This window comes from Bradyrhizobium sp., assembly GCF_035652035.1.
Lineage (GTDB): Bacteria > Pseudomonadota > Alphaproteobacteria > Rhizobiales > Xanthobacteraceae > Bradyrhizobium.
On the sequence record NZ_DASREO010000057.1, the window covers coordinates 21,200 to 42,690 of the forward strand.

The following is a 21,491-nucleotide window of genomic DNA, read 5'->3' on the forward strand; positions in this document are numbered from 1 at the left end:
GGGACCTTTGGCTTTCTCTAGTTCTTCCGTTCGGCAACAAAGCGCGCCGCGGCGCGCAAAACGTCGCCGCGCGGGCCGAAGATCGACAGCGCCTGATCGGCTCGCGCCAAAAGGTCGCGAACGCGCTGCTTGGCGCCGTCGATGCCGAGCTGGGTGACGAAGGTGGTCTTGCCGAGCGCGGCGTCAGCACCCGCGGGCTTGCCCAGCGCGGCCGCATCGCCCTCGACGTCGAGCAGGTCGTCGGCAATCTGGAAGGCTTCCCCAAGCGCGCGCCCGTAATCGTCGAGCGCCTGATATTCCTTTTGCGAGGCCTGCCCGAGGATGGCGCCGGCGATGCAACCGAAGCGCAGCAGCGCGCCGGTCTTCATCTGCTGCAACCGGGCGACGTCGACCGGTTCCCGGTCGCCGAAGCGGCCTTCGCCGGCGAGATCCAGCATTTGCCCGCCGACCATGCCGCCGATGCCGGAGCAGCGCGCCAGCGCGCGCGTCAGCAGAAGCCGCACGGTCGCGTCCTTGTGGATCTCATCGCGGGTGACGATGTCGAAGGCGAGCGTCAAGAGGCCGTCGCCGGCCAGGATCGCGGTCGCGTCGTCGGTCTTCTTGTGCAGGGTGGGGCGGCCGCGGCGGAGGTCGCTGTTGTCCATCGCCGGCAGATCGTCGTGGATCAGCGAATAGCAGTGAATGCACTCCAGCGCCGCGCCGGCGAGCAAAGCGGCTTCGCGGGAGACGCCAAAGATCGCGGAACTCTCCACCACCAGGAACGGGCGCAGCCGCTTGCCGCCGCCGAGCGTCGAATAGCGCATGGCGTCCATCAGCCGCTTCGGCCGCGCGATCTCGTCCGCGAGCAGCGTGTCGGCGAGAAGCTTTGCGAGCAACGCTTCGGTGTCCTCGGCTGTCTGGTCCAACCGCTTCGCAAAGTCCTGATGTGACGTCGTCATTAACCAAAAGCTCCCAATCGAATTGGGCCGGACAATCGTTGATGAGAGCGCCCGCGTCAATTGCGCCCAGACCATAGCGGGGCGCCTTAAAACCGTTGAAAAAATAATGGATTATCAGCCAGATATCGGCCGAGCCGACATTCAAGTCTGCCTATTCAGCCAGAAACCGTCAATTTTGCGCATTGCCCGAATCCTGTTCCTGATCCTTTTGGCCGTGCTTTTGCTGCCCTATCTGGTGGCGCCGCTTTATCGCAGCGGCCACCCGGCCTCCGCTCTGATGGCGTGGCGCTACGTGACCGGCGCGCCCGTCACGCGGCAGTGGGTCGACCTTTCCGCCATGGCGGCGCCGCTGCCGCGCTCGGTGATCGCCTCCGAAGACGCGAAATTCTGCAGCCATCGCGGCGTCGATTGGGGCGCGCTCCGCGAGGCGATCGACGATGCCGAGGATGGCGAGCCTTCGCGGGGCGGCTCGACCATCACCCAGCAGGTGGCGAAAAACTTGTTCCTGTGGCCGGGCCGCAGCGTGGTCCGCAAGGCGCTGGAACTGCCGCTGGCGCTGTGGATCGATTTTGTGCTGCCGAAACCGAGAATTCTGGAAATCTATCTCAATATCGCCGAGCTCGGTCCGGCCGGTCAGTTCGGCGTCCAGACCGGCAGCCTTTATGCTTTCGGCCACGGCGCCTCGAATGTGACGCCGCGGGAGGCGGCGTTGCTGGCCGCCATCCTGCCCAATCCGCATACCCGCAGCGCCCGCAATCCGGGTCCTGGTCTGCGGCGTCTCGCCGGGATTTACGTGGTGCGGGCGCAGGCTGCGGAACTGGCGCGCTGCTGGGGTGAAAATCGCGCCTTTTGAGCGGTTTTTACCTATTTTGCAGCTAGCGTAAGCGGGCTCCATCCTCTATAAGCGCGGCCTCATCGGCATTTCCAGCTTGCGCCTTTGGCGCTTTAGCCGCCCGTTTCGGGACGATGCCACTTTCGGAATCAGGATTTTAAAAGGACACCGATATGGCTGTTCCCAGAAGGAAAACCTCGCCGTCGCGCCGTGGCATGCGCCGCTCGGCTGACGCCTTGAAGAAGCCGACCTATGCCGAGGACAAGGATTCCGGCGAACTGCGCCGTCCGCACCACCTCGATCTGAAGACCGGCATGTACAAGGGCCGGCAGGTGCTGAAGAAGAAAGAATCCTGATCCGGTTTTGTTGACCGGATGCGGCCTACAGGCGGGTAGGAACGGCCGGATGTGGCGAAGCGTTGGAGCGCTTTGCCCTTAGGATGATTTAGAAGGCCTTGCCGATGTCGATGGTCGGTTTCCCGCTGCTTCTGATCCCACTCGCGATCTACAACATCATCGTCTTCATGATGCCCAGCGTCTCGCTCACCGAGGCGCTGGTGAGCGTGCCGCTGCCGTCGGGGGCCGAGTGGTCCGTGACGCTGAGCGATATCCTGGTTGCGATTGGCATCCTGATGGTGCTGCTCGAGGTGATCAAAGGCGCGCGGCCCGGCGCGAAATTCCTGACCGATCACCTGCTGTCGCTGATCGTCTTCGGCGCGGCCCTGGCCGAATTTTTGCTGTGGCCGCGCTTTGCCAACTCGACCTATCTCCTGCTCGTGCTTTTGGCGCTGACGGATTTTCTCACCAGCGTGGCGCTCCGCGTCAGGCGGACGCCGGCCCCAGCAGGCGTTGCGCGCCGCGTGCGGCGTGACCCCGTCGAGGACAGGCGCGAGCCCGCTCATGCCGATGAGGGCGCCTGGTCGCCGCGGCACGAGCCGGCAAGCCACACGCCGGTCGAGCCGAAATTTACCCATGCTGAGCCGTCCGCTGCTGAGACGCCGGCGCCCGCGCCCGCGCCAGAACATGACGCGGCATCAAGGCCCGCCAGCGGCGAATCACAGCCGCCCGAGACGGCTCACTAATTTCCGTTAAACCACCCGCCGCGTCCGGCTGGCGATGTCCTCTGTCGGGGACGGGTGCGGCCGGTAGGCCGCCTGTGCGTCCGCCATGCTCGTCCGCCGAATGCGGCGAGCCTGCGGGACGTACTGGGCCTCCGCAATCAGATGCGTCACGAAGATCGGGTCGGCCGACCAGCGGTACCAGCGCCGGCGCGCACGCCGTTCAATGAAGGTGGCCAGCGGCACCAAAGCGCGGCTCGCGGGTTTTCCGTCAGAAGGCGCGGCCTGGTCAGTCGAATCTGTGGGCATCGGGAGTACAGTTTCCCTGCTGGACTGTCACATTTTGGGACAGTCGAGTCCTCTGTTACAGTCGCCCTCGCAAAGACCATGCCGATCCGCGCCGCTTGTTCCTATTTCGCCAAAGCGGCCGCGATTTTCGGAATATTTATGAACTTTGCATAAGTTCGGCGTCGAACTGGCCCAGGTTTTTCGTGCCAGAGAGTCAGCCGGCCGCAAAACAAAAATCGAATCCTGTCCTGAAACGAGGCGACCTTGACCGACAGTCTCCCCCCAGCCGACCAGATTCTCGCCTCCCTCGGCCAGGCCGCCTTTGTCTGGGATATTGCGACCGACAAACTGGTCTGGAGCGCGCACGTCGCCGCGGTCTTTCCCGACATCCCGCTCGAGCGGCTGGCAACGGCCACGGAATTCTCCAACCTGATCGAGCCCAAGCGCTCGGTTCGCTCCGAAGCGCTGGTCGCTTCGCCTGCCGCCTCGAGCGGCGAGGGCGCGCCCTACCGGATCGAATATGGCGTGCGGGCCACGACCTCGGCGCAAGTGCAATGGATCGAGGAAACCGGCTGCTGGTTTGCTGGAAGCGACGGCAAGCCGGTGCGCGCCCAAGGCATTGTCCGGGTCAACAACGAACTTCACGCCCGCGACGAACAACTCGTGCGGCTGTCGCGCAACGATCCCCTGACCGGCGAGCTCAATCGTACGCATCTGATCGCCTCGCTGGCCGAGATCATCGAGGAGGCCGTCCGCTTCCGCACCAACTGCGCCTTCATGCTGATCGGCATCGACCATCTGGCGCGCATCAACGACGCCTTCGGCTTTGATGTGGCGGACGCCGTGATCTCGGAAGTGGCAGCTCGCATTCGCCCCAAGCTGCGCGGCGGCGACGTGCTCGGCCGTTTTTCCGGCAACAAGTTCGGCCTGGTGCTGAAGAACTGCACCGTTGACGACATGAGCATCGCGGCCGAGCGGTTTCTTGCCGCCATCCGCGACGAGGTGGTGCCGACCAAATCAGGTCCGGTCTCGGTGACGGCCTCGATCGGCGGCGTCGCGGTGCCGCGCTATGCGCGCAGCGCCGATGAGGCGATCAACCGCGCCCAGGAAACGCTCGAATCCTGCAAGAGCCGCCGCGCCGGCTCGTTCGCGCTGTGGCGCCCGAATGTCGAGCGCGACGCCCAGCGCCGGGTGAACATTCGCGTCACCGACGAAATCGTCACCGCGCTCAACGACCGCCGCATCACCATGGCCTTCGAGCCGGTGGTGGACGCCCGCGCGCGCGATGCGGCTTTCTACGAATGCCTGGTCCGCATGGAACAGCACGACGGGCAGGTGCTGCTCGCCCCCGACATCGTGCCGGTGGCCGAACGGCTCGGCCTCATTCGTCTGGTCGATCACCGCGTGCTTGAGCTCGTGGTCGCCGAACTCGCGGCTTCGCCCGCAATAGAGCTCAGCCTCAACATCTCGCCGGACACGACCATGGATCCGGACTGGTGGACCTCGATCGAATCGCTGATGCGCGCCCATCCCACCGTCGGCGAACGGCTGATCGTCGAGATCACCGAGACGGTCGCGATCCAGGATGTCGACGATGTCCGCGGTTTCGTCACGCGCTTGAAGAATTTCGGCAGCCGCATCGCCATCGACGATTTCGGCGCCGGCTACACCTCGTTCCGCAACCTGCGCAAGCTTGGCGTGGACATCGTCAAGATCGACGGCGCCTTCGTGCAGAACATCGCGCGCTCGGCGGATGACCGCGCCTTCGTGCAGACGCTGATCGATCTGGCGCGTCGGCTCGACATCAAGACCGTCGCCGAATGGGTGCAGGACGAAGAGGCTGCCTTGATGCTGCGCGACTGGGGCTGCGATTATATCCAGGGCCGGCTGATCGGGCTCGCGTCCTCGCAACGGCCCTGGCAGCAGCCGGCCGATGCGGTTTTGCCGGCGGCGAGCTGAACGACCCGCGCCTTGCTATGATTTGCCGGGACGCAGGTCGACGCGCAGGCGCTGCTCCAGGCGCCGCACGAGGAGGCTCGTTCCGTAGCACAGCACCAGGAAGGTCGCCGCAAGCAGCGCATAATAATGGACCGGCGCCTGCTCGCGCGCGTTGATGATGGTTGCTTCTTGCAGCATCTCAGGCACCCCGATGATGCTAGAGATGGTGGAATCCTGAAAAGCGATCAACGATTGCGTCAGCAGCGCCGGCAGCATGCGTCGCAAGGCCTGTGGGATCACGACGTAACGCGCCGCCTGAAATCGCGACAATCCTGTCGCGACCGCAGCGGCATACTGATTGGACGGGATGGACTGCACGCCGGCGCGCACGATCTCGGTGAAGTAAGCGACTTCGAAGCAAGTCAAGGCGATCAAGGCCGACCAATAAGCGGAGAGCGAGCGGCCGCCGATCATCGGGACGATCATGTAGATCCAGAACATGACCATCACCAGCGGCATGCTCCGCAGCGTGTTGACATAGATACGCATGGCAAGCGCGATCCAGCCGATGCGCGAGAGCCTTGCAAAGGCGCCGGCACAGGCGATCGGCAGCGCAAGCGCGACTGCGAGCAGTGTCAGCGTCACGTTGTAGCGGAGCAGGGCCGAGAGCATCGACAGGTATTCGTGCATTTCCTACCCGCCGATCCGTCCGGGAACAGCGATGCGCTTCTCGACCAGCAGCATTGCGGCGGCGATGATCCATGCGCAGAGCAGGTAGACGGCACTTGCGTAGACATTAACCGGCAACCACTGAAAGGTCTCCGTCCCGAGTTGTCGCGTCACATAAGTGGTCTCGGCGACGCCGACCGCCATCGCCAACGAAGAACCCTTGAAGATCGTGACGAATTCAGATGCGAGCCCCGGCGTGATGGTCCGCAACAGCAGGTTCAGGAAAATATGGCGCTGCGATTGCCACCAGGTGAGGCCGCTGGAGGCCGCCGCCATGTGCAGGCCTGGGCCGATGGTGTTGAAACCGGATTTGACGAGTTCGGCGATTTTGGCTGAAGAATACAGCGACAGCGTGATGATCGAGGCGGCAACCTCCCAGCCGTAATTGAACAACACCTGCCTTGCGAAGACAGGCAGGATGCGCGGGAAAATGAAATAGACGAAGAAGAGCTGCACCAGCAGCGGGATGTTGCGGAATATCTCGACATAGACCGTGCCGATGAAGCGCAGCACCGCGATGGGTGCAGCTCTCATCAGGCCGATACCGATGCCGAGCGCCATCGACATGACCCAGGAGATGGCGGCTATCTGAAAGGTCAGAAGCAGCGCTTCAAGCAAATTCCTGCCATTCGGCGGTTGCCATAGAACGGACCAGTCAATCATTGCCGATACGCATCTCTCGTCAGCATTTTCGATCCGGCGCGAACGTGCCGAACACGGCGGTCAGGCGGGCCAGGAATTCATCTGCACCAGAAATTTTCCGGCTTCCGGCAGCGGCATCTTGAAACCACCCTCGCCGAAATAGCGCTGATAAAGCTTTTCCCATTCGCCGGAGCTGCAGAGTTGCGCAATTGTCTGATCCGCGATGCGCTTGAATTTCGAGCTTCCGGGGCGGATCAGCAGCGTCTGGGTCGCGGCGTTCATCTTCATCGGCACGACGCGGAATTGCGACCGGTCACGGCCGATGTCGTAAAGGATCGGTTCGTCCGAACTGTAGACGTCGACCGTGCCGGTCTGCAGCGCGGTGATGCCCTGGCTATGGTCCGGAAAGCCGATCGTCTTCACCGCAGTGGCGAAGGTGCCGGATTCGTTCGCGGATCGAAACAGGGCGGCCTCGAGCCCGCCTTGCGGAATGCCGATGCGCTTGCCCGCAAGATCGGCAACGTCCTTGATCGGGCTAGCGGCGAGGACAAGCGCGCTCGTGCTGGTGACGAAATGCGGAATGCTGAAATCGACGACCTTGGAGCGGCCAATGGTCATGACGGTCGCGCCCGCCTCGAGATCGATGGCGCCGTTTTGCAAAAGTGGAATGCGGGTCTGGCTCGTCACGGCGACGTAATTCAACTTGATCGCGCCGCCCAGTTCCTTGTTGACCGCATCATGGATCGCTTTGCCGATGTCGGTGGCGAAGCCGAGATATTGTCCATTGGCGTCCTTGAAGCCGTAAGGCGGAGCCGCTTCGCGTATGCCGAGATTGAACACGCCGCTGCTCTTGATCCTGTCGAGCGTGTCTTCGGATGTATCTGCCCTCGCCGCCGACGCCGCAAGAAGCGTGGCGAGGCTTGCGGCGCCCGCGGATAAAAAGCCGCGACGATCGGCGGAGTGGGTCTCGCTGGTCGCTTCTCTCATGCCCGTTTCCTTCTCTCTAATGCGTCAGGATGCGATTGAGGAATCGCGCCGCCCGTTCGCTCGTGGGCTTGGCGAAGAACTGCGCGGTCGGCGTATCCTCGACGATCGCGCCGTCCTCCATGAAGACGATCCGATCGGCGACGTTGCGCGCAAAACCCATTTCGTGGGTGACGATGATCAGTGTCATGTTCGACTGCGCCAGCAACCTGATCACGTCGAGGACCTCGTTGATCATTTCCGGATCGAGCGCCGATGTCGGTTCGTCGAACAGGACGACAAGGGGGTCTGTCGCCAGCGCCCGCGCGATAGCCACGCGCTGCTGCTGTCCGCCGGAAAGGCTCGCGGGCCAGCGCTCGGCGTAGGCGGCCATGCCGACTTGCGCGAGCAGCGCGTTTGCCTTTTCGATGGCTTTGGCCTTGTCGTGCCGCAGCGCCACCACCGGCGCGAGCGTGATGTTGTCGATCACCTTCATGTGCGGATAGAGCTCGAAGCTCTGAAAGACCATCGAGACCTTGCGGCGAAGGCGCAGCAGCGCCGCGGACGACTGGACCACCTTCTCGCCGTCGACATGGATGGAGCCGCCTTGAATCGGCTCCAGCCCGTTGATGCACTTGATGAGCGTGCTTTTTCCCGATCCGGACGGGCCGCAGATGACGACCGTCTCGCCGCTTTCGATCGTGAGGGTGCAGTTGCGAAGAACCTGGTGGTCCCCGAACCATTTACTGACCGACTCGACGGAAATCATCGGCCGTCCTTCTTCCTGAAGACGTGGCCACCTTTACGAGGAATGATATGACAGCATATCAGGTCGGATAATCCAACCCTTTATAACGGATGCTTGCGCGGCCATCCCTGGGGTAGAAGACAAGCGTGCCGCGGCTCTCGCCTTTCGAAGTTCAGGAGAACATCAAGTGACTTTCCCATCCCGTGAAAATCTGGTGGTCTGTTTCGGGCATCCCGCGTATCGGGTGAAAGCGGCGTTCGACCAGCTCGACACAGGCGTCAAAGGTTTCGAGGTCAAGACGTTCGAGGAGTTCGAGCGCCGGATCGCGGACGCGGACGTCGTGGTGGTGTCAGGCTTCTGGAAAAATCATCTGCTTGAGAAGGCGCCGCGCCTGAAGTTCATTCAATCGATCAGCGCGGGCATCAATCAATACGATCTGAACGTGCTGAAGGCCGGCGGCGTGCGACTGGCGAGCGCGCAAGGCGTCAACATGAACGCGGTATCGGATCACGCGATGAGCCTGATCCTCGCAATGTCGCGGCGACTGCCGGAAGCGCGGGACAACCAGGCGAAAAAATTCTATCGCCCGATGCAAAGCGATCACGCCCTTCGCGAGGACGAACTGGCGGGCAAGACGCTCGCAATCTTCGGCATGGGGCGCATCGGCGGCCGCCTCGCCAAACTGGCAAGGGCCTTCGACATGAACGTCATCGGCTTTCGCCGCAGCAATCTGTCCGACAAGGGTTATGCCGACGAGGTTCATGCCTCATCGCAGTTTCACGAATTCCTGCCGCGCGCCGACTTCGTCGCGCTCACCTGCGCGCTCACCGATGAGACGCGCAACATCATTGGCGAGGCGGCATTGTCGCGGTTCAAGGCCACCTCCTATCTGATCAACCTGGCGCGCGGCGCTTGCGTCGACGAAGGCGCGCTCGTCAAGGCGCTGCGAAACGGAGCGATCAAGGGCGCAGCGCTGGATTGTACGGTCGAGGAGCCGCTTCCTGAAGCATCGCCGCTATGGACGATGCCGAATGTCTTCATCACCCCGCATACCGGAGGCGAGACCTGCTCTTACGAAGCGGGCATCGCGAAGCTGTTGCAGGCTAACCTGAACAAGATCTGGGCCGGTGACGACGATCTCGTCAACAAGGTGGTTTGAGCAGGCGGCGCCGTGGCGATGAAAAGGAAACAAGTGGCCGTTATCGGAGCCGGCATGGTCGGCGCCTGCGTCGCGCGCTATCTGCAGCGCGACGGCCACGACGTCGTGATGATCGATCCGCTCGATCCCGGAGAGGGGGCGTCTTTCGGCAATGCCGGATGTTTCAATCCGTCGTCGCTGGTGCCGATCGCAGGACCCGATACCTTCCGGCAGGTCCCGAAATATCTGATGGACCCGCTCGGGCCGCTGTCGATCCGCTGGTCCTATCTGCCGCAGCTTGCCCCATGGCTGATCCGCTACGGGCTGGCCGGCACGCCGGAGAAAATCAAGCTTCAGGCGACGGCCCTTAAAGCTTTGATCGCTCCCTGCTTCGACGTGCTCATGCCGCTCGTCGATGACGCCGGCGCGCAGGATCTGGTCAAGCGCGAGGGCATCCTGATCGTATACCGCTCGGCCGAAAGCGTGGCGGCGGATGCGCGCGGCTGGGCGTTGCGGCGCGAGAACGGCATCGTCTGGGAAGAGTTCGACCAGGCGCAGCTGCGCGCCTTCGATCCGAATCTCACGCCGGATGCAAAATTCGGCAAATACGTTCCGAACAACGGCCACACGGTCAACCCGAGCGAACTGGTCAAGACGATCGTCGACAACGTCGTCAAGTCGGGAGGTCGTCTGGTCAAGGCGGAAGCCAGGGGTTTCGCGTTCGATGGCGACCGGCTCGTTGCGATCGAGACGTCGGCCGGCCGGATCGAGACCGATACGGCCGTGCTGGCTGCCGGCGCGCACTCGAAGGTGCTTGCGGCGCAAGCCGGCGACAAGGTCCCGCTGGAAACCGAGCGCGGCTACCACGTGATGATCCGCACCCCCGCGATCAAGCCGCGCGTGCCGACGACGGATTCGGAGAACAAGTTCGTCGCCACGCCGATGCAGCTCGGCGTTCGCCTCGCAGGCACGGTTGAACTCGCGGGCTTGCGGGCCGCGCCGAACTGGAAGCGGGCCGAGATCCTGCTCAAGCGGATCGGTTCGCTTTATCCGGCGCTGGGCAAGGACTATTCGCCGAACGAGATCACCTGCTGGATGGGGCATCGCCCGAGCTTGCCGGATTCTCTGCCCGTGCTGGGCCGCTCGAAACGCTCGGCCGGTGTCGTCTACGCATTCGGACACCAGCATGTCGGCATGACCGCCGCGCCCTATACCGGCGTCGTGATCTCCGATCTTGTTTCCGGCCGGCCGTCGCCGATCGATCTCACCCCGTTTCGCGCTGATCGCTTCTGACGCTCCATCTGACCATTCGCTCCAGTCTTTGCCTCCGCTTGCTGTTGGAAATGTGCAAATGAAGAGAGCTATCGCCATCGTGACGCTATTTGCCTGCTGGGCCGTCGCTTTTGCGCAAGAACGCACGATTACCGTTGCGTCGACCACGTCCACCGAGCAGTCCGGCCTTTTCGGCTACCTGCTGCCTGCGTTTTCGAAATACTCGGGCATTACCGTCAAGGTCGTCGCGGTCGGGACCGGTCAGGCTCTGGATATCGGGCGCCGGGGCGACGCGGATGTCGTCTTCGTCCATGACCGTCCGGCGGAGGACAAATTCATGGCCGAAGGTCAGGGCGTCAAGCGCTTTGACGTCATGTACAACGACTTCGTCATCGTCGGGCCGAAGACCGATCCCGCGCACATTGCCGGTAGCAAGGACGTCGCCGATGCGCTGCGCAAGATCGCCGCAACGAAAGCGACTTTCATCTCGCGCGGCGACCGGTCCGGCACATATGAAGCAGAACTGCGGTTGTGGAAGATCGCCGGCATCGACATCGCCGCAGCCAGGGGTGATTGGTACCGCGAAATTGGCCAAGGCATGGGGCCAGCGCTCAACATGGCCTCGTCGTCGAACGCCTATTTGTTGTCAGACCGCGGAACCTGGCTGTCATTCAAGAACAGGGGCGACCTGACGATACTCACCGAAGGAGACAAGCGCCTGTTCAACCAGTATGGCGTGATGCTGGTGAATCCGGCCAAGCATCCAAACGTGAAAGCCAGTGAGGGCCAGGCTTTCGTTGACTGGCTCATCTCGCCCATGGGTCAGAAGACCATCGCCGACTACAAGGTTGGCGGAGAGCAGCTATTTTTCCCCAACGCGCCCCACTAGGAGAAACGCTACGGTCGAGACGGCGACGCTCAGCGTCAACAGGATCAGTCCGAGCCCCAGCGCCAGTGACAGCTCTCCCTTGCTGGTTTCCAGCGCAATCGCCGTCGTCATCGTCCGCGTAAAGCCGCGGATGTTTCCGCCAACAATAATAATGGCGCCGACCTCGGCGATGGCCCGGCCGAAGGCCGCGAGAAATGCCGTCAGCAGCGACGCGCGGCCAAGGGCGAACAGCAAGGCGATGCTTCGGACCGCCGACAGGCCATCGGTGCGCGCGAGGTCACCGTACTCGGCCCACAATAAAGTGGATGGGCGGTGCACCAGCGCGACCACGATCGGCGCGGCGAGCAGCGTTTGCGCGATGATCATGGCTGTCGGAGTGAAAAGCAGACCGGCGGACCCGAGTGGCCCCGACCTGGATAGCAGGAGGTAAAGCGCCAGCCCCACGACGACCGGCGGAAGCCCGAGGAGCGCGTTAGTCAGTACGATGATCGCCTGCCGTCCGGGAACGCGGGTCATGGCGAGCCAGGCCCCGATGGGAGCGCCGACGAGCAGCGCAACGATGCTGGCCGTGAGGCTCACGCGCAACGACAGGCTGACGATGGCGACCAGTTCATGATCGAGGCTGGCCATCAGAGAGAACGCCGCAGCCAGGGATTCCGCAAAATCGTTCATTCGACGCTCAGAAGAAAATCAATTGAACACCGGCAGCAAGAAGGATGCCTGCCAATATGAACTTCGTAGTCGTTTGTCCCAGCCACCTTAGACCAACCAGTGTCCCCAAAACGGAGCCCGCCAAGGCGGCCATCGCGTAGAGACCAGTGTAGGAGTTCGGGAGCTGTCCGGCGAACAGGGCTCCAATCAGGCCAACGCCGGAGTTAGCCAATATAAAAGGGGACGATAGCGCAGCTGCCTGCCGCGGCGATGCCCAACCCAAGCCGATGAGCGTTGGCGCCAGGAAAACGCCGCCTCCAACGCCGGTAAGGCCGGATACCAGTCCTACGGTCGCGCCAACGGCGACCGCTCCCGAAAGCGGCGTATCGCTGTCCGAGAGGGGACCACGATGAAGGCTGATGGACATCGCCATTCCAGCGACAAGGAGCACAATCCCGGTCGAGGTCTTATACACGCGCTCGTCGAGTACGATGAATCCGCCGATCAACGCTGTTGGCAGTGAGGGCAGCAAAAATGATCGTAGTTTTTGCCAATCAAGCACTTTGTGACGATTGAAGACCCAGGTCGAATAAGCCGCGGCGACGACGTTGAGCGTGAGCGCTGTTGGGCGCATCTGCGACGGCGGGAATGCGGCGAACGCCATAAGCGCGAGAAACGCCGTCCCTCCCGCCTGGCCTACGGTCGCATAGAGCAATGAAATGAGGCCGAAGAAGATAGCCAGCAAAGACGAGTCATTTCCAGTTGTGAGAGAAGCCGTGGCTGTCACGATAATCTAGCCCAGGCCGGAGCCAAAATCACCGGCAAGAGGGTTGTCAATCAGAGGACGATGATGGGACACCCGTCGTGCGGGTGCACTGGCCGCGCGCAGGGTTCGTCCCGGCGCGTACCAACCAACCGCGGCTCGTTTGAAGGTTCGGTTTATCTCGTCATCATTCCCTTCATGGGCGCGCCGCTCTTTTCGCCGTCATGGGGCTGATGCTGCCGAGCCGGTTCGGACGTTGGCGTTTCGACCTCGTGGGCGACGGTTCCCTCGGGGTGCCGGTAAGGACCGGGATCGCGATAATCGTCGCGCGCCATGCCTTCGCGGATCTTCATCACCGTGAACATGCCGCCCATTTCGATGGGTCCGAACTGGCCGCTGCCTGTCATCATCGGCAGCGTGTTGTCCGGTGCGGGCATCTCCATATTGCCCATCGCCATTCCCGTATTGCCCATCACCATCGCATCCGGTGCAAGCTTTCTGACTGCATTTGCCAGCTCCTTCTTCGAGACGCCGATGAAATTGCGCATCTGATGTCCCATCGCGTTCATGGTGTGGTGCGCCTTGTGGCAGTGAAAGGCCCAGTCGCCGGGATTGTCGGCGACAACGTCGAACGCTCTGATAGCGCCGACGGGAACGTCGATCGTGACCTCCGGCCATTGCGCGCTCTCCGCCACCCATCCGCCGTCGGTGCAACTCACCGCGAAGCTGTGGCCGTGCAGATGGATCGGATGGTTGGTCATGGTGAGATTGCCCATGCGGACGCGGACCTTGTCGCCGAGGCGCACCGGTAGCGGATCGATGCCCGGAAACACCCGTGCATTCCACGTCCACATGTTGAACTCGGTCATCTCGTTGATGTTCGGCAACGAAGTGCCGGGATCGATGCGATAGGTGCTCATGATAAAAACGAAGTCGCGGTCGACGGGGCGGAACGAGGCGTCGCGCGGATGCACGATGAACATGCCCATCATTCCCATTGCCATCTGCACCATCTCGTCGGAATGCGGGTGATACATGAACGTTCCGCTCTTCCTCAGCTCGAACTCGTAGACGAACGTCTTGCCGGGCTCGATGTGCGGCTGGTTGAGGCCGCCAACGCCGTCCATACCGTTCGGCACCAGCATGCCGTGCCAATGCACGGTGGTGTATTCGGGAAGTTTGTTGGTGACGAAGATACGCACTCTGTCGCCTTCGACCGCCTCCAGGGTCGGTCCCGGCGTTTGGCCGTTATAGCCCCAGAGATTGACCTTCATGCCCGGCGCGAATTCCCGCACCACCGGCTCGGCGACGAGATGGAATTCCTTCCAGTCGCCGTTCATGCGCCACGGCAGCGACCATCCGTTCAAGGTGACGACGGGACGGTAGTCCGGCCCGCTGCTCGGATGGAGCGGCGGCTGCATCACCGCATTATCCTTGACCGGCGCCTCCGGAATGGCGGCAGCCTGGACGCGACCGCTAACCGCGTTGGCACTGATCAGAGCGGCGGTTCCCAAAAGTCCTCGACGAGAAAACATGACGTTTCTCCTTAGTGATTGGCGTTCGGCACTTGTGCCATCGAGACCGCCTGACCGTCTCCGCCTGCGGCTGGTCCGCCGCCATTGATCGCAGTCACCAGGTCAGACTGCGCGATCCAAAATGCGCGGCTGGCATCGATGGCGGCGCGCGACGATGCCACGCGCTGGCGCGCCTCGGTCACCAGCGCGAAGACATCGACCTGCATGCTCGACAGCCGCAATTGCATCTCCTCGGTGATGGTCTGCCGCAGCGGCAGCACTTTGCGCTGATATTGGCTTGCGATGTCGTAAGCCGATCGGTAGGTCCGATAGGCTTCCCTGGCTTCGGAGCGGACGTTGATGGCTTTCTCGGTCAGACGATTATAAGCCCGACGATAGGTCTCTGTGGCCTGCCGGACGCGGACTTCGCCGCCGTCGAAAATCGGAATTTGAATCGCGATGTCGAAACCGCGCTCGCGAAACGCAGGCACGCCAGGCTCCGTGGTTCGCTTGTCGATTCCCGCGATGTCCACCAGTGTCACGAACCGTGTCGCCTCGGTCAGGTCGAGCGATTTGGCGAGCGCAACAAGGTCAAGCCGCGCGATCTGTAGGTCGATGCGGTGACCGACTGCGTCGGCTTCAATGGCGGTGGATGTCCGCAGGCGGACGGGCAGCGGGGGAAGATGCTCCGGCAGACGAAGCGCGGGCGAGATCTCGGAGAGGCCCAACAGCCGCGCCAGTTGCTCACGCGACCGCGACATCTCCTGGCGCGCGCTCGCGAGTTCAGCTGCGGTCTCGGCGTCGAAGACCTGCTCACGGGCCTGGTCGAGCTTGCTGATCGACCCGGTCTGCCCAAGTTTGTCCGCGAGCTGTGCCGCTGCTTCCGCGGTTGCCTTGGCGTCGGACAAAAGCGCAGTCAGCTCGCTTGCGGCTATCGCTCTGTAGTAGGCGCGCCGGACCTCAGCGGCGAGCCGAAGCGTTTCCAGCGAGGCCTTGAGCTGGGCCTGGTGGAACCGGTCACGTGCAATGTCGGAGCGAAACGGGAGCGTTGCGAGTGCCAGGATGTTGCCGGCGACCTGCCGCTCGGCCTCGCTCGCCGCATCGCCCGAGATACGCGAGATGGAAAGGACAGGATTTGGCGGCAGGCTTTCGCTGACGAGATCGGTCTCCGCCAGCGCCAATTCGTTGTAGGCCGCTTGCAAGCCCTTGTTGTTGAGCAGTGCGACCTGCACCGCCGCATCGGCCGTCAGCGAGCGTGACAGCAGGCGCCGGACAGCGCCATCGGCGTGGGCCGCGTCCTCAGCCGAGCGAACAAAGGCGACATCCTTGCCGATCGCAGATCCGGCGATGTCAGACACGACGGACATGCCGGCGTCGGGAGAAAACGGCGCGCAGCCGGACAGGCCGAGCGCTGCGACGATGATGGTCGCGGAAGTAAAACGCCTCGATCCGAAATACGCGTCGTGCGCCGTCCGAATGGCGGCGAGGCTCGCTGATAGTCGCGCAAACATGGGTTCTCCCCGATCCGATCAATGACAGGCGCGCGCAAAAATCCTGCGCGACGCCGGCTTTTCCAGTCGGGATCAGGCGATGGGGGGCCGGTAGAGCAGGGGAGGTGCTTCGCCCCTCAAAGGGCGAAAGATCGCTGAGACAAGCGCGGCCATCGGTCGCGAGGGCGTCGCGATGGCCGGCAGATCGGCCGGAACGGCCGACAGGCAGAGCATCGCGCAACACGGTCCCGGTGATGCTTTCCCATGATGGTGATGAGCGTGATTGTTGTCACCGTGCAACGCGCCGTGGTCGTGCGTTCCCGCGTTGGGAATGTGATGAGCCGTGGCGGAATCGGCGTCTGGTTGCATCAACGTTGCCATGCCGGTCTCGGCTTCCAGACAAGGCGGGGGATTGCCGACGGCAAGGGCTGCGGCCGGTGCGAGGACGCATAGCAAATAGACCAGAGCGAGCAAGCGTCCGGCACGAATGCGGATCGGATTTGTCAGCCGTGCAAGCATGGGATCCGTGGTCGACAGGCGGTGGCAGTGTAACTGCGGTTACACGTTAAGACAATCGAGCGCGGAAGTCAGCTCTTGCTAGCGCGGCGAATTTGAAGTTCCTACAGCTTCGCTGCGAGTTCGTCATAGGAACTTCAAATTCAAAAGCCGCCCTAGAAACAATAATTTGCTAGAGCTCCTTTGATTCCGAAGTTCGCATCAGAGGTTGCCGCGATGGCTTGCGAACTTCGAAATCGGAGCTCTGGTATTCAACTCGTCAATGATCGGACATTCCGGCCGGTCGTTGCCGTTGCAGCGCCGGGCGAGTTCCGCGATGGTGTTGCGGATCGCCGTCAGCTCTTTGAGCTTCCGATCCAGCTCCGCGACGTGCTTCAGCGCCAGGCGCTTGACATCGCGGCTGGCGCGGCCGTCGTTGCTGTAGAGTTTGAGCAGGCTCGCAACGTCCTTCAGTGAAAAGCCGAGCGCCCGCGCGCGTCTCACGAAGCTCAGTGTTTGCACGTCGGATTCGGAGTACCCGCGATAGCGGTTGCTGCTGCGCGCGGCGGGTTTGATGATTCCGGCCTCTTCGTAGAAGCGGATGGTCTTCGCAGGCACGCCGGCGCGAAGCGCGGCCTCGCCGATGGTCACCATGCCGAAATTCTTCATGACCACTCCTTCCCGGAACCGCTCGCCTGCGATGGCGGCTGGTACGCAAGGTCTCACCTTACAGTCAACTGGATAGTAAGGGTTCCGGTAACTGGAAGGTCAAGGACCAATCCCGCGGCGCTTCCCACCGACTGTCATTCCGGGATGGTCCGAAGGACCAGATCCGGAATCTCGAGATTCCGGGTTCACGCTTCGCGCGCCCCGGAATGACGCGGCCGCCCTATCTGGCCGACCGGATCTCGGTAACTGTTTTGGCGCCGTTGATCTCTTCAGCCTCGAAACGGACCTTGTCGCCGGCTTTCAGACCATTCAGCATTGCGCCATCACGCACCGCAAACACCATCGTCATCGCTTCCATGTGCAAGTTTGGAATTTCGCCGTGCTTGAGCGTGATCTTGGCCAGGGACGGATCGATCTTGACGACCACGCCGCTGACACTCGACGTCCTGGTCTGTGCGTGGGCCGCCGGGATGGCAATCAGCAGCGCCAGTCCAGCGGCAATCATCTCTCGTCTTTGCATTTCCACCTCATCTCAATCTGCGTTTGACGCAAGCTGTGTCATCGCAATCTGACGCAGGTTTGACCTTCCGCTTGCTGGAAGGTCAAGCCGTTTCGTCGTCATGCTGATGGCACTTGCAAATGATGCAGATCATGAAAAGTCCACGCCGCTTGCGGGCTTGACTCTCCAGTTGGCGGAACGTGCAGGCTCTCATCGTGGCTCTGACGGTCATCCGATCGCTAGTGGTCCGATTCTAACATTCGCTTCACTTCTCGGCCGCCACTTTTGCGAATGTTAGAATCAAAGGACCACTAGCAAATATATGTTTCTAGTGGAGTTTGGGATTTGACATTCGCTTTGCGAACTCGCGGCCAGGTGGGTAGCGAATGTCAAATCCACTCCACTAGCGCCGCCGAAATATTGCCGGGCAACTCACAGCGGGAAATCAGAACGTGCCAAGTCGAAGAAGCTTCATGTCGCTCGCAGCAGGAACGGTTGCGATGGGATCGTTCGTGAGGACTGCCGCTGCGGCCGGCGAATCGGCATCTCCCGTGCTCCTCGGCTACTCGCAGGAACAGCTCGACCGCGTGTTCGATCAGGCGCGTTGGGCGCCGCGGATGAAGGAACTGGAAGAGCAGATCGCCTCTGAGAGCGCGGCGGTGCGGCAACAGATGCCGCCGCAGACCGTGCGATATGGAAAAAGCGACGATGAAGTCCTCGATATCTTCGCCCCACCGGGCGCTCGCGATGCCCCGGTGATGATCTTCATTCACGGCGGCGCCTGGATTCGTTCGACCAAGGACGACGCATCGTTCGCCGCGCCGGTGTTCGCGCGACGCGGCGTAGTCTACGTCGCGGTGAACTATTCAAGTCTCGCCACCGTCCGCATGCCGGAAATTGCCGAGCAGTGCGCTCGCGCGATTGAGTGGGTCGTTCGCAACGTGTCGGGCCACGGTGGATCGCCTGAGCGGATCTTCGTCTGCGGTCATTCGGCCGGCGCGCATTTGAGCGGTTGCATGCTGGCGACGGACTGGCGGGCCCGCGGCCTTGCCGCGAAGGTGATCCGCGGCGCGCTCTTGCTCTCAGGGTTGTACGAACTGCGGCCGGTGGTGCTTTCGTCCCGACGCTCGTATGTCCATCTCGATGACGCCGAGGTGGACGCGCTTAGTCCGATGCGGCACCTCAGCCGCATCTCGTCGCCCGTGACCATCGTGAGCGCAGATCAGGACACGCCGGAATTCAAACGCCAATCAAGGGTTTTCGCCGACGCGCTCGACGCCATGGGTCTGCTCACGGCCCATCATGTGCTGTTTAACGCAAACCATTTTGAGGAAGCCCTGCAGCTTGGTCGGGAGGACAGCGAGGTCGTTCGCTCTGCCCGGCGAATGATGAGTCTCTGAGGCTGCCCGATGCCCCCGCTGAACGAAAAATACACGCTCGAAATCCGCGTGCTGCACTGGCTGATGGCGATCGCTTTCGTCGGGATGCTGATCGTCGGATTCATCGTGTCCGGTATCCCGAAGAACGAGCCGGCCCGCCATCTCTATTTGGGACTGCACAAATCATTCGGCATTACGCTTTTTGCGCTTGCCGCCTTGCGCCTGATGCTGAGGTTGTTCACCGCAGCGCCATCGCTCCCGGACGCTATCCCGTCAAGGCAGCGTGCAGTCGCGCAAGTCGCGCATGTCGCTTTCTACGGCCTGATGTTCCTGATGCCCGTCTCCGGATACGTCAGGAGCATCTCGATGGGCCAGCCGGTCAGATGGTTCGGTCTTGAGATGCCGCGCCTTCTCACCGAGGACCACCCGCGCGGCCTGATCGCGGGAAACGTTCACGCGGTTGCCGCCTACGCGCTCGTGGTGGTGCTCGTGCTCCATGTCGGCGCGGTGGCCTGGCACTATGTCTTCGATCGAATGAATCTGCTGCGACGGATTGTTTGAGATCAGCCGTCCGACTTGACCTGCCGGAGAAAACCCACTCTCCCGTGCCAAGAACTTTCCCCTTGCCCCGTCGGGCAAATCATTTGTACGCCTCGCGTCATCCTGTCCCATCCAAGAGGGGCGGCTCGCGATCGCCACGAACGCGGGGCAGGAGGCGGTGGCCGCTTGTTTCCTCGCAAGGCGTGCGCAGAGACAGCGGACGGCGAAGCCGTGTGGTCCTGACGTCTCGACGCTGACGTCAACTCGCGACAATGCTGACGCATTGCGCGGGGACGGTGACAACAAAGCCCGATCACCGGGGAGAGCGCGGAGTAAGCCGTAAAACCATTCGCGCAGGGAATGCCGGTGTTGTCCGGTGAACCTGTGGTGACTAACTCGTGTGCTTTTTTCACTGCACGCGAGGCTGCGGGTGCATTGGTGCCCGGCATTCCCTGCGCCCTCTGATGTGAGGGGCGGAAGAAATTTAAAAAGCTCGGGCGCGGAATGCGTCGCGAGGAGGTGAGGGCGTGTCTCAAATAGACCGTCGTCATTCCGGGGCGCGAGCGAAGCAAGCGAACCCGGAATCCATCGTGCCGCAAGAGCGAGTAGAGGAATGGATTCCGGGTTCGCACCTGGCGGTGCGCCCCGGAATGACGGCTGAATATGATAAGCGTGGCTGCGCAGCGTCCGGGGAACGAAACCTACTCGCCCTTGCCTTCCTTCGACATGCGGTCGAGGCGTTCCTGCATGTCCTTCATCTGCTTGCGCAGATCGTCGATGTGGCCGTTGTCGTCCGGCGCCGGCTCGGGGGCCTTGTCGGTTTCGCCGGGGCGCTGCGGCACGAACGGTTTGAACATCGAGAACGTCTGCTGAAACAATTCCATGTTGCGGCGGACGTGTTCTTCCAGCGGCGCAAACGGTGTGCCGCTGAACGTGTCGGCAATCTGCTTGCGGAATTTTTCCTGCTCGCGCGTCAGCGTGTCGATCGATTGCTCGAGATATTTCGGCACCACCATCTGCATGCTGTCGCCGTAGAAGCGGATCAACTGCCGCAGGAACGTGGTCGGCAACAGATTTTGCCCGGCTTTATTCTCCTGCTCGAAGATGATCTGCGCGAGCACCGATCGCGTGATGTCGTCACCGGTCTTGGCGTCGTAGACGAGGAAGTCCTCGCCCTCCTTGACCATCGCGGCGAGGTCCTCGAGCGTCACGTAGGTGCTCGTGCCGGTATTATAGAGCCGCCGGTTTGCGTATTTCTTGATCGTGGTGGGTTGGTCTGATTTCGCCATGGAGCTCACACAGAAAGAGCGAAAATGGGAACCCTACGGGCCGCCGAAGGGTGGAAGGCAACGCATCGCAGCAAAGGTAAGCATTTTCAATGCGGTTCGGCTACCGTTTTGTGCAGCACGGTTAATCCCAAAGCACGGAGGCCGCTTGAGGAAAAGGCAGGGATCACCATTTTGAGTGCAGTGCCGTTGACATGCCTCAACGACGTTAACAGGATGCGGGACGAGACTGGCCCATCAATTGGCGCCCGCCCGGCCTCATAAAAAGAACCCCAAGCTCAGGAGAAAAACCATGTCAGACGATGTCGTCATCGTCAGCGCCGCCCGCACCCCGGTCGGAAGCTTCAACGGTGCATTTGCCACGCTCCCCGCCCACGATCTCGGCGCCATCGCCATCAAGGCCGCGCTGGAGCGGGCCGGCGTCGAGCCGGGGCGTGTTTCCGAAGTCATCATGGGTCAGATCCTGACCGCGGCCCAGGGCCAGAACCCGGCCCGTCAGGCCTCGATCGCGGCTGGCATTCCGGTGGAGAGCCCGGCCTGGGGCGTCAATCAGCTCTGCGGTTCCGGCCTGCGCACGGTGGCCTTGGGCTATCAGGCGCTCCTCAACGGCGATTCGGACATCGTCGTTGCCGGCGGCCAGGAATCGATGAGCATGGCCCCGCATGCGCAGTATCTGCGCGGTGGCGTCAAGATGGGTAACGTCGAGTTCGTCGATACCATGATCAAGGACGGGCTCTGGGATGCCTTCAACGGCTACCACATGGGCAACAC

Annotated in this window: 23 protein-coding genes and 1 pseudogene; 11 read left to right on the plus strand and 13 right to left on the minus strand. The window is 62.2% G+C overall.

The window, feature by feature from the left end; genetic code table 11:
- Nucleotides 1-17: 17 nt before the first annotated feature.
- Nucleotides 18-938, minus strand: a complete 921-nt coding sequence (locus VFB05_RS15635; protein ID WP_325013638.1) for a farnesyl diphosphate synthase — start codon at nucleotides 936-938, stop codon at nucleotides 18-20.
- A 175-nt stretch (nucleotides 939-1,113) separates the two neighbouring features.
- Between VFB05_RS15635 and VFB05_RS15640 the strand changes: the two genes are divergently transcribed.
- From VFB05_RS15640 to VFB05_RS15650, 3 genes are all read left to right on the plus strand, one after another.
- Complete coding sequence (locus tag VFB05_RS15640) at nucleotides 1,114-1,791, plus strand: transglycosylase domain-containing protein (RefSeq protein ID WP_325013639.1); 678 nt, start codon at nucleotides 1,114-1,116, stop codon at nucleotides 1,789-1,791.
- A gap of 152 nt (nucleotides 1,792-1,943) precedes the next feature.
- Nucleotides 1,944-2,126: a 50S ribosomal protein L32 gene (gene rpmF, locus VFB05_RS15645; RefSeq protein WP_028347701.1), complete on the plus strand. Its 183-nt coding sequence runs from the start codon at nucleotides 1,944-1,946 to the stop codon at nucleotides 2,124-2,126.
- A gap of 104 nt (nucleotides 2,127-2,230) precedes the next feature.
- The gene (locus tag VFB05_RS15650; protein WP_414643205.1) at nucleotides 2,231-2,851 is read left to right on the plus strand and encodes a hypothetical protein; all 621 of its coding nucleotides are present in this window, start codon (nucleotides 2,231-2,233) and stop codon (nucleotides 2,849-2,851) included.
- Between the two features lie 6 nt (nucleotides 2,852-2,857).
- On the opposite strand, the gene VFB05_RS15655 is transcribed toward VFB05_RS15650, so the two are convergent.
- On the minus strand, nucleotides 2,858-3,136 hold the full coding sequence (locus VFB05_RS15655; protein ID WP_325013640.1) for a hypothetical protein: 279 nt from the start codon (nucleotides 3,134-3,136) through the stop codon (nucleotides 2,858-2,860).
- 243 nt (nucleotides 3,137-3,379) lie between these two features.
- Between VFB05_RS15655 and VFB05_RS15660 the strand changes: the two genes are divergently transcribed.
- The gene (locus tag VFB05_RS15660) at nucleotides 3,380-5,074 is read left to right on the plus strand and encodes a bifunctional diguanylate cyclase/phosphodiesterase (protein ID WP_325013641.1); all 1,695 of its coding nucleotides are present in this window, start codon (nucleotides 3,380-3,382) and stop codon (nucleotides 5,072-5,074) included.
- Between the two features lie 15 nt (nucleotides 5,075-5,089).
- Here the strand turns inward: VFB05_RS15660 and VFB05_RS15665 are convergent, their stop codons facing one another.
- The 4 genes from VFB05_RS15665 to VFB05_RS15680 are packed head-to-tail and all read right to left on the minus strand — an operon-like array spanning nucleotide 5,090 to nucleotide 8,156.
- On the minus strand, nucleotides 5,090-5,743 hold the full coding sequence (locus VFB05_RS15665; RefSeq protein ID WP_325013642.1) for an amino acid ABC transporter permease: 654 nt from the start codon (nucleotides 5,741-5,743) through the stop codon (nucleotides 5,090-5,092).
- 3 nt (nucleotides 5,744-5,746) lie between these two features.
- Entirely contained in the window at nucleotides 5,747-6,445 is a 699-nt protein-coding gene (locus VFB05_RS15670) for an amino acid ABC transporter permease (RefSeq protein WP_325013643.1), read from the minus strand.
- Between the two features lie 60 nt (nucleotides 6,446-6,505).
- Nucleotides 6,506-7,411, minus strand: a complete 906-nt coding sequence (locus tag VFB05_RS15675) for an amino acid ABC transporter substrate-binding protein (protein WP_325013644.1) — start codon at nucleotides 7,409-7,411, stop codon at nucleotides 6,506-6,508.
- 16 nt (nucleotides 7,412-7,427) lie between these two features.
- A complete protein-coding gene (locus VFB05_RS15680) occupies nucleotides 7,428-8,156 on the minus strand; it encodes an amino acid ABC transporter ATP-binding protein (RefSeq protein ID WP_325013645.1) in 729 nt (242 codons plus the stop codon).
- A 166-nt stretch (nucleotides 8,157-8,322) separates the two neighbouring features.
- Here VFB05_RS15680 and VFB05_RS15685 point away from each other — a divergent pair, with 166 nt between their 5' ends.
- From VFB05_RS15685 to VFB05_RS15695, 3 genes are read left to right on the plus strand one after another with little or no spacing between them, the layout of a single operon-like run.
- The gene (locus VFB05_RS15685; RefSeq protein ID WP_325013646.1) at nucleotides 8,323-9,294 is read left to right on the plus strand and encodes a D-2-hydroxyacid dehydrogenase; all 972 of its coding nucleotides are present in this window, start codon (nucleotides 8,323-8,325) and stop codon (nucleotides 9,292-9,294) included.
- A 33-nt stretch (nucleotides 9,295-9,327) separates the two neighbouring features.
- Nucleotides 9,328-10,566 carry an FAD-binding oxidoreductase gene (locus tag VFB05_RS15690; protein ID WP_325013647.1) on the plus strand — a complete coding sequence of 413 codons (1,239 nt, stop codon included), beginning with the start codon at nucleotides 9,328-9,330 and terminating at the stop codon, nucleotides 10,564-10,566.
- 58 nt (nucleotides 10,567-10,624) lie between these two features.
- Nucleotides 10,625-11,434 carry an extracellular solute-binding protein gene (locus VFB05_RS15695; protein ID WP_325013659.1) on the plus strand — a complete coding sequence of 270 codons (810 nt, stop codon included), beginning with the start codon at nucleotides 10,625-10,627 and terminating at the stop codon, nucleotides 11,432-11,434.
- Here the strand turns inward: VFB05_RS15695 and VFB05_RS15700 are convergent.
- The 4 genes from VFB05_RS15700 to VFB05_RS15715 form a co-directional block, all read right to left on the minus strand.
- Entirely contained in the window at nucleotides 11,408-12,106 is a 699-nt protein-coding gene (locus VFB05_RS15700; protein WP_325013648.1) for an ABC transporter permease, read from the minus strand. The two genes, VFB05_RS15695 and VFB05_RS15700, sit on opposite strands and share 27 nt — an antisense overlap.
- Nucleotides 12,107-12,113: 7 nt before the next feature.
- Nucleotides 12,114-12,872, minus strand: a complete 759-nt coding sequence (locus tag VFB05_RS15705; protein ID WP_325013649.1) for a sulfite exporter TauE/SafE family protein — start codon at nucleotides 12,870-12,872, stop codon at nucleotides 12,114-12,116.
- 152 nt (nucleotides 12,873-13,024) lie between these two features.
- Nucleotides 13,025-14,383, minus strand: a complete 1,359-nt coding sequence (locus VFB05_RS15710) for a copper oxidase (protein WP_325013650.1) — start codon at nucleotides 14,381-14,383, stop codon at nucleotides 13,025-13,027.
- Nucleotides 14,384-14,394: 11 nt separating this feature from the next.
- A complete protein-coding gene (locus VFB05_RS15715) occupies nucleotides 14,395-15,873 on the minus strand; it encodes a TolC family protein (RefSeq protein ID WP_325013651.1) in 1,479 nt (492 codons plus the stop codon).
- A gap of 243 nt (nucleotides 15,874-16,116) precedes the next feature.
- Between VFB05_RS15715 and VFB05_RS15720 the strand changes: the two genes are divergently transcribed.
- On the plus strand, nucleotides 16,117-16,305 hold the full coding sequence (locus tag VFB05_RS15720; RefSeq protein ID WP_325013652.1) for a hypothetical protein: 189 nt from the start codon (nucleotides 16,117-16,119) through the stop codon (nucleotides 16,303-16,305).
- Between the two features lie 264 nt (nucleotides 16,306-16,569).
- On the opposite strand, the gene cueR is transcribed toward VFB05_RS15720, so the two are convergent.
- Complete coding sequence (gene cueR, locus VFB05_RS15725; protein WP_325013653.1) at nucleotides 16,570-17,016, minus strand: Cu(I)-responsive transcriptional regulator; 447 nt, start codon at nucleotides 17,014-17,016, stop codon at nucleotides 16,570-16,572.
- A 220-nt stretch (nucleotides 17,017-17,236) separates the two neighbouring features.
- On the minus strand, nucleotides 17,237-17,536 hold the full coding sequence (locus VFB05_RS15730) for a copper-binding protein (RefSeq protein ID WP_325013654.1): 300 nt from the start codon (nucleotides 17,534-17,536) through the stop codon (nucleotides 17,237-17,239).
- Between the two features lie 566 nt (nucleotides 17,537-18,102).
- Here VFB05_RS15730 and VFB05_RS15735 point away from each other — a divergent pair.
- On the plus strand, nucleotides 18,103-18,915 hold the full coding sequence (locus tag VFB05_RS15735; protein ID WP_325013655.1) for an alpha/beta hydrolase: 813 nt from the start codon (nucleotides 18,103-18,105) through the stop codon (nucleotides 18,913-18,915).
- 9 nt (nucleotides 18,916-18,924) lie between these two features.
- Entirely contained in the window at nucleotides 18,925-19,455 is a 531-nt protein-coding gene (locus VFB05_RS15740; RefSeq protein ID WP_325013656.1) for a cytochrome b, read from the plus strand.
- Between the two features lie 680 nt (nucleotides 19,456-20,135).
- Here the strand turns inward: VFB05_RS15740 and phaR are convergent.
- Nucleotides 20,136-20,723 (minus strand): polyhydroxyalkanoate synthesis repressor PhaR, encoded by a 588-nt coding sequence (gene phaR, locus VFB05_RS15745; RefSeq protein WP_325013657.1) that lies wholly within the window; start codon nucleotides 20,721-20,723, stop codon nucleotides 20,136-20,138.
- Between the two features lie 289 nt (nucleotides 20,724-21,012).
- Between phaR and VFB05_RS15750 the strand changes: the two are divergent.
- Nucleotides 21,013-21,491, plus strand: a pseudogene (locus tag VFB05_RS15750) (acetyl-CoA C-acetyltransferase); the annotation flags it as partial.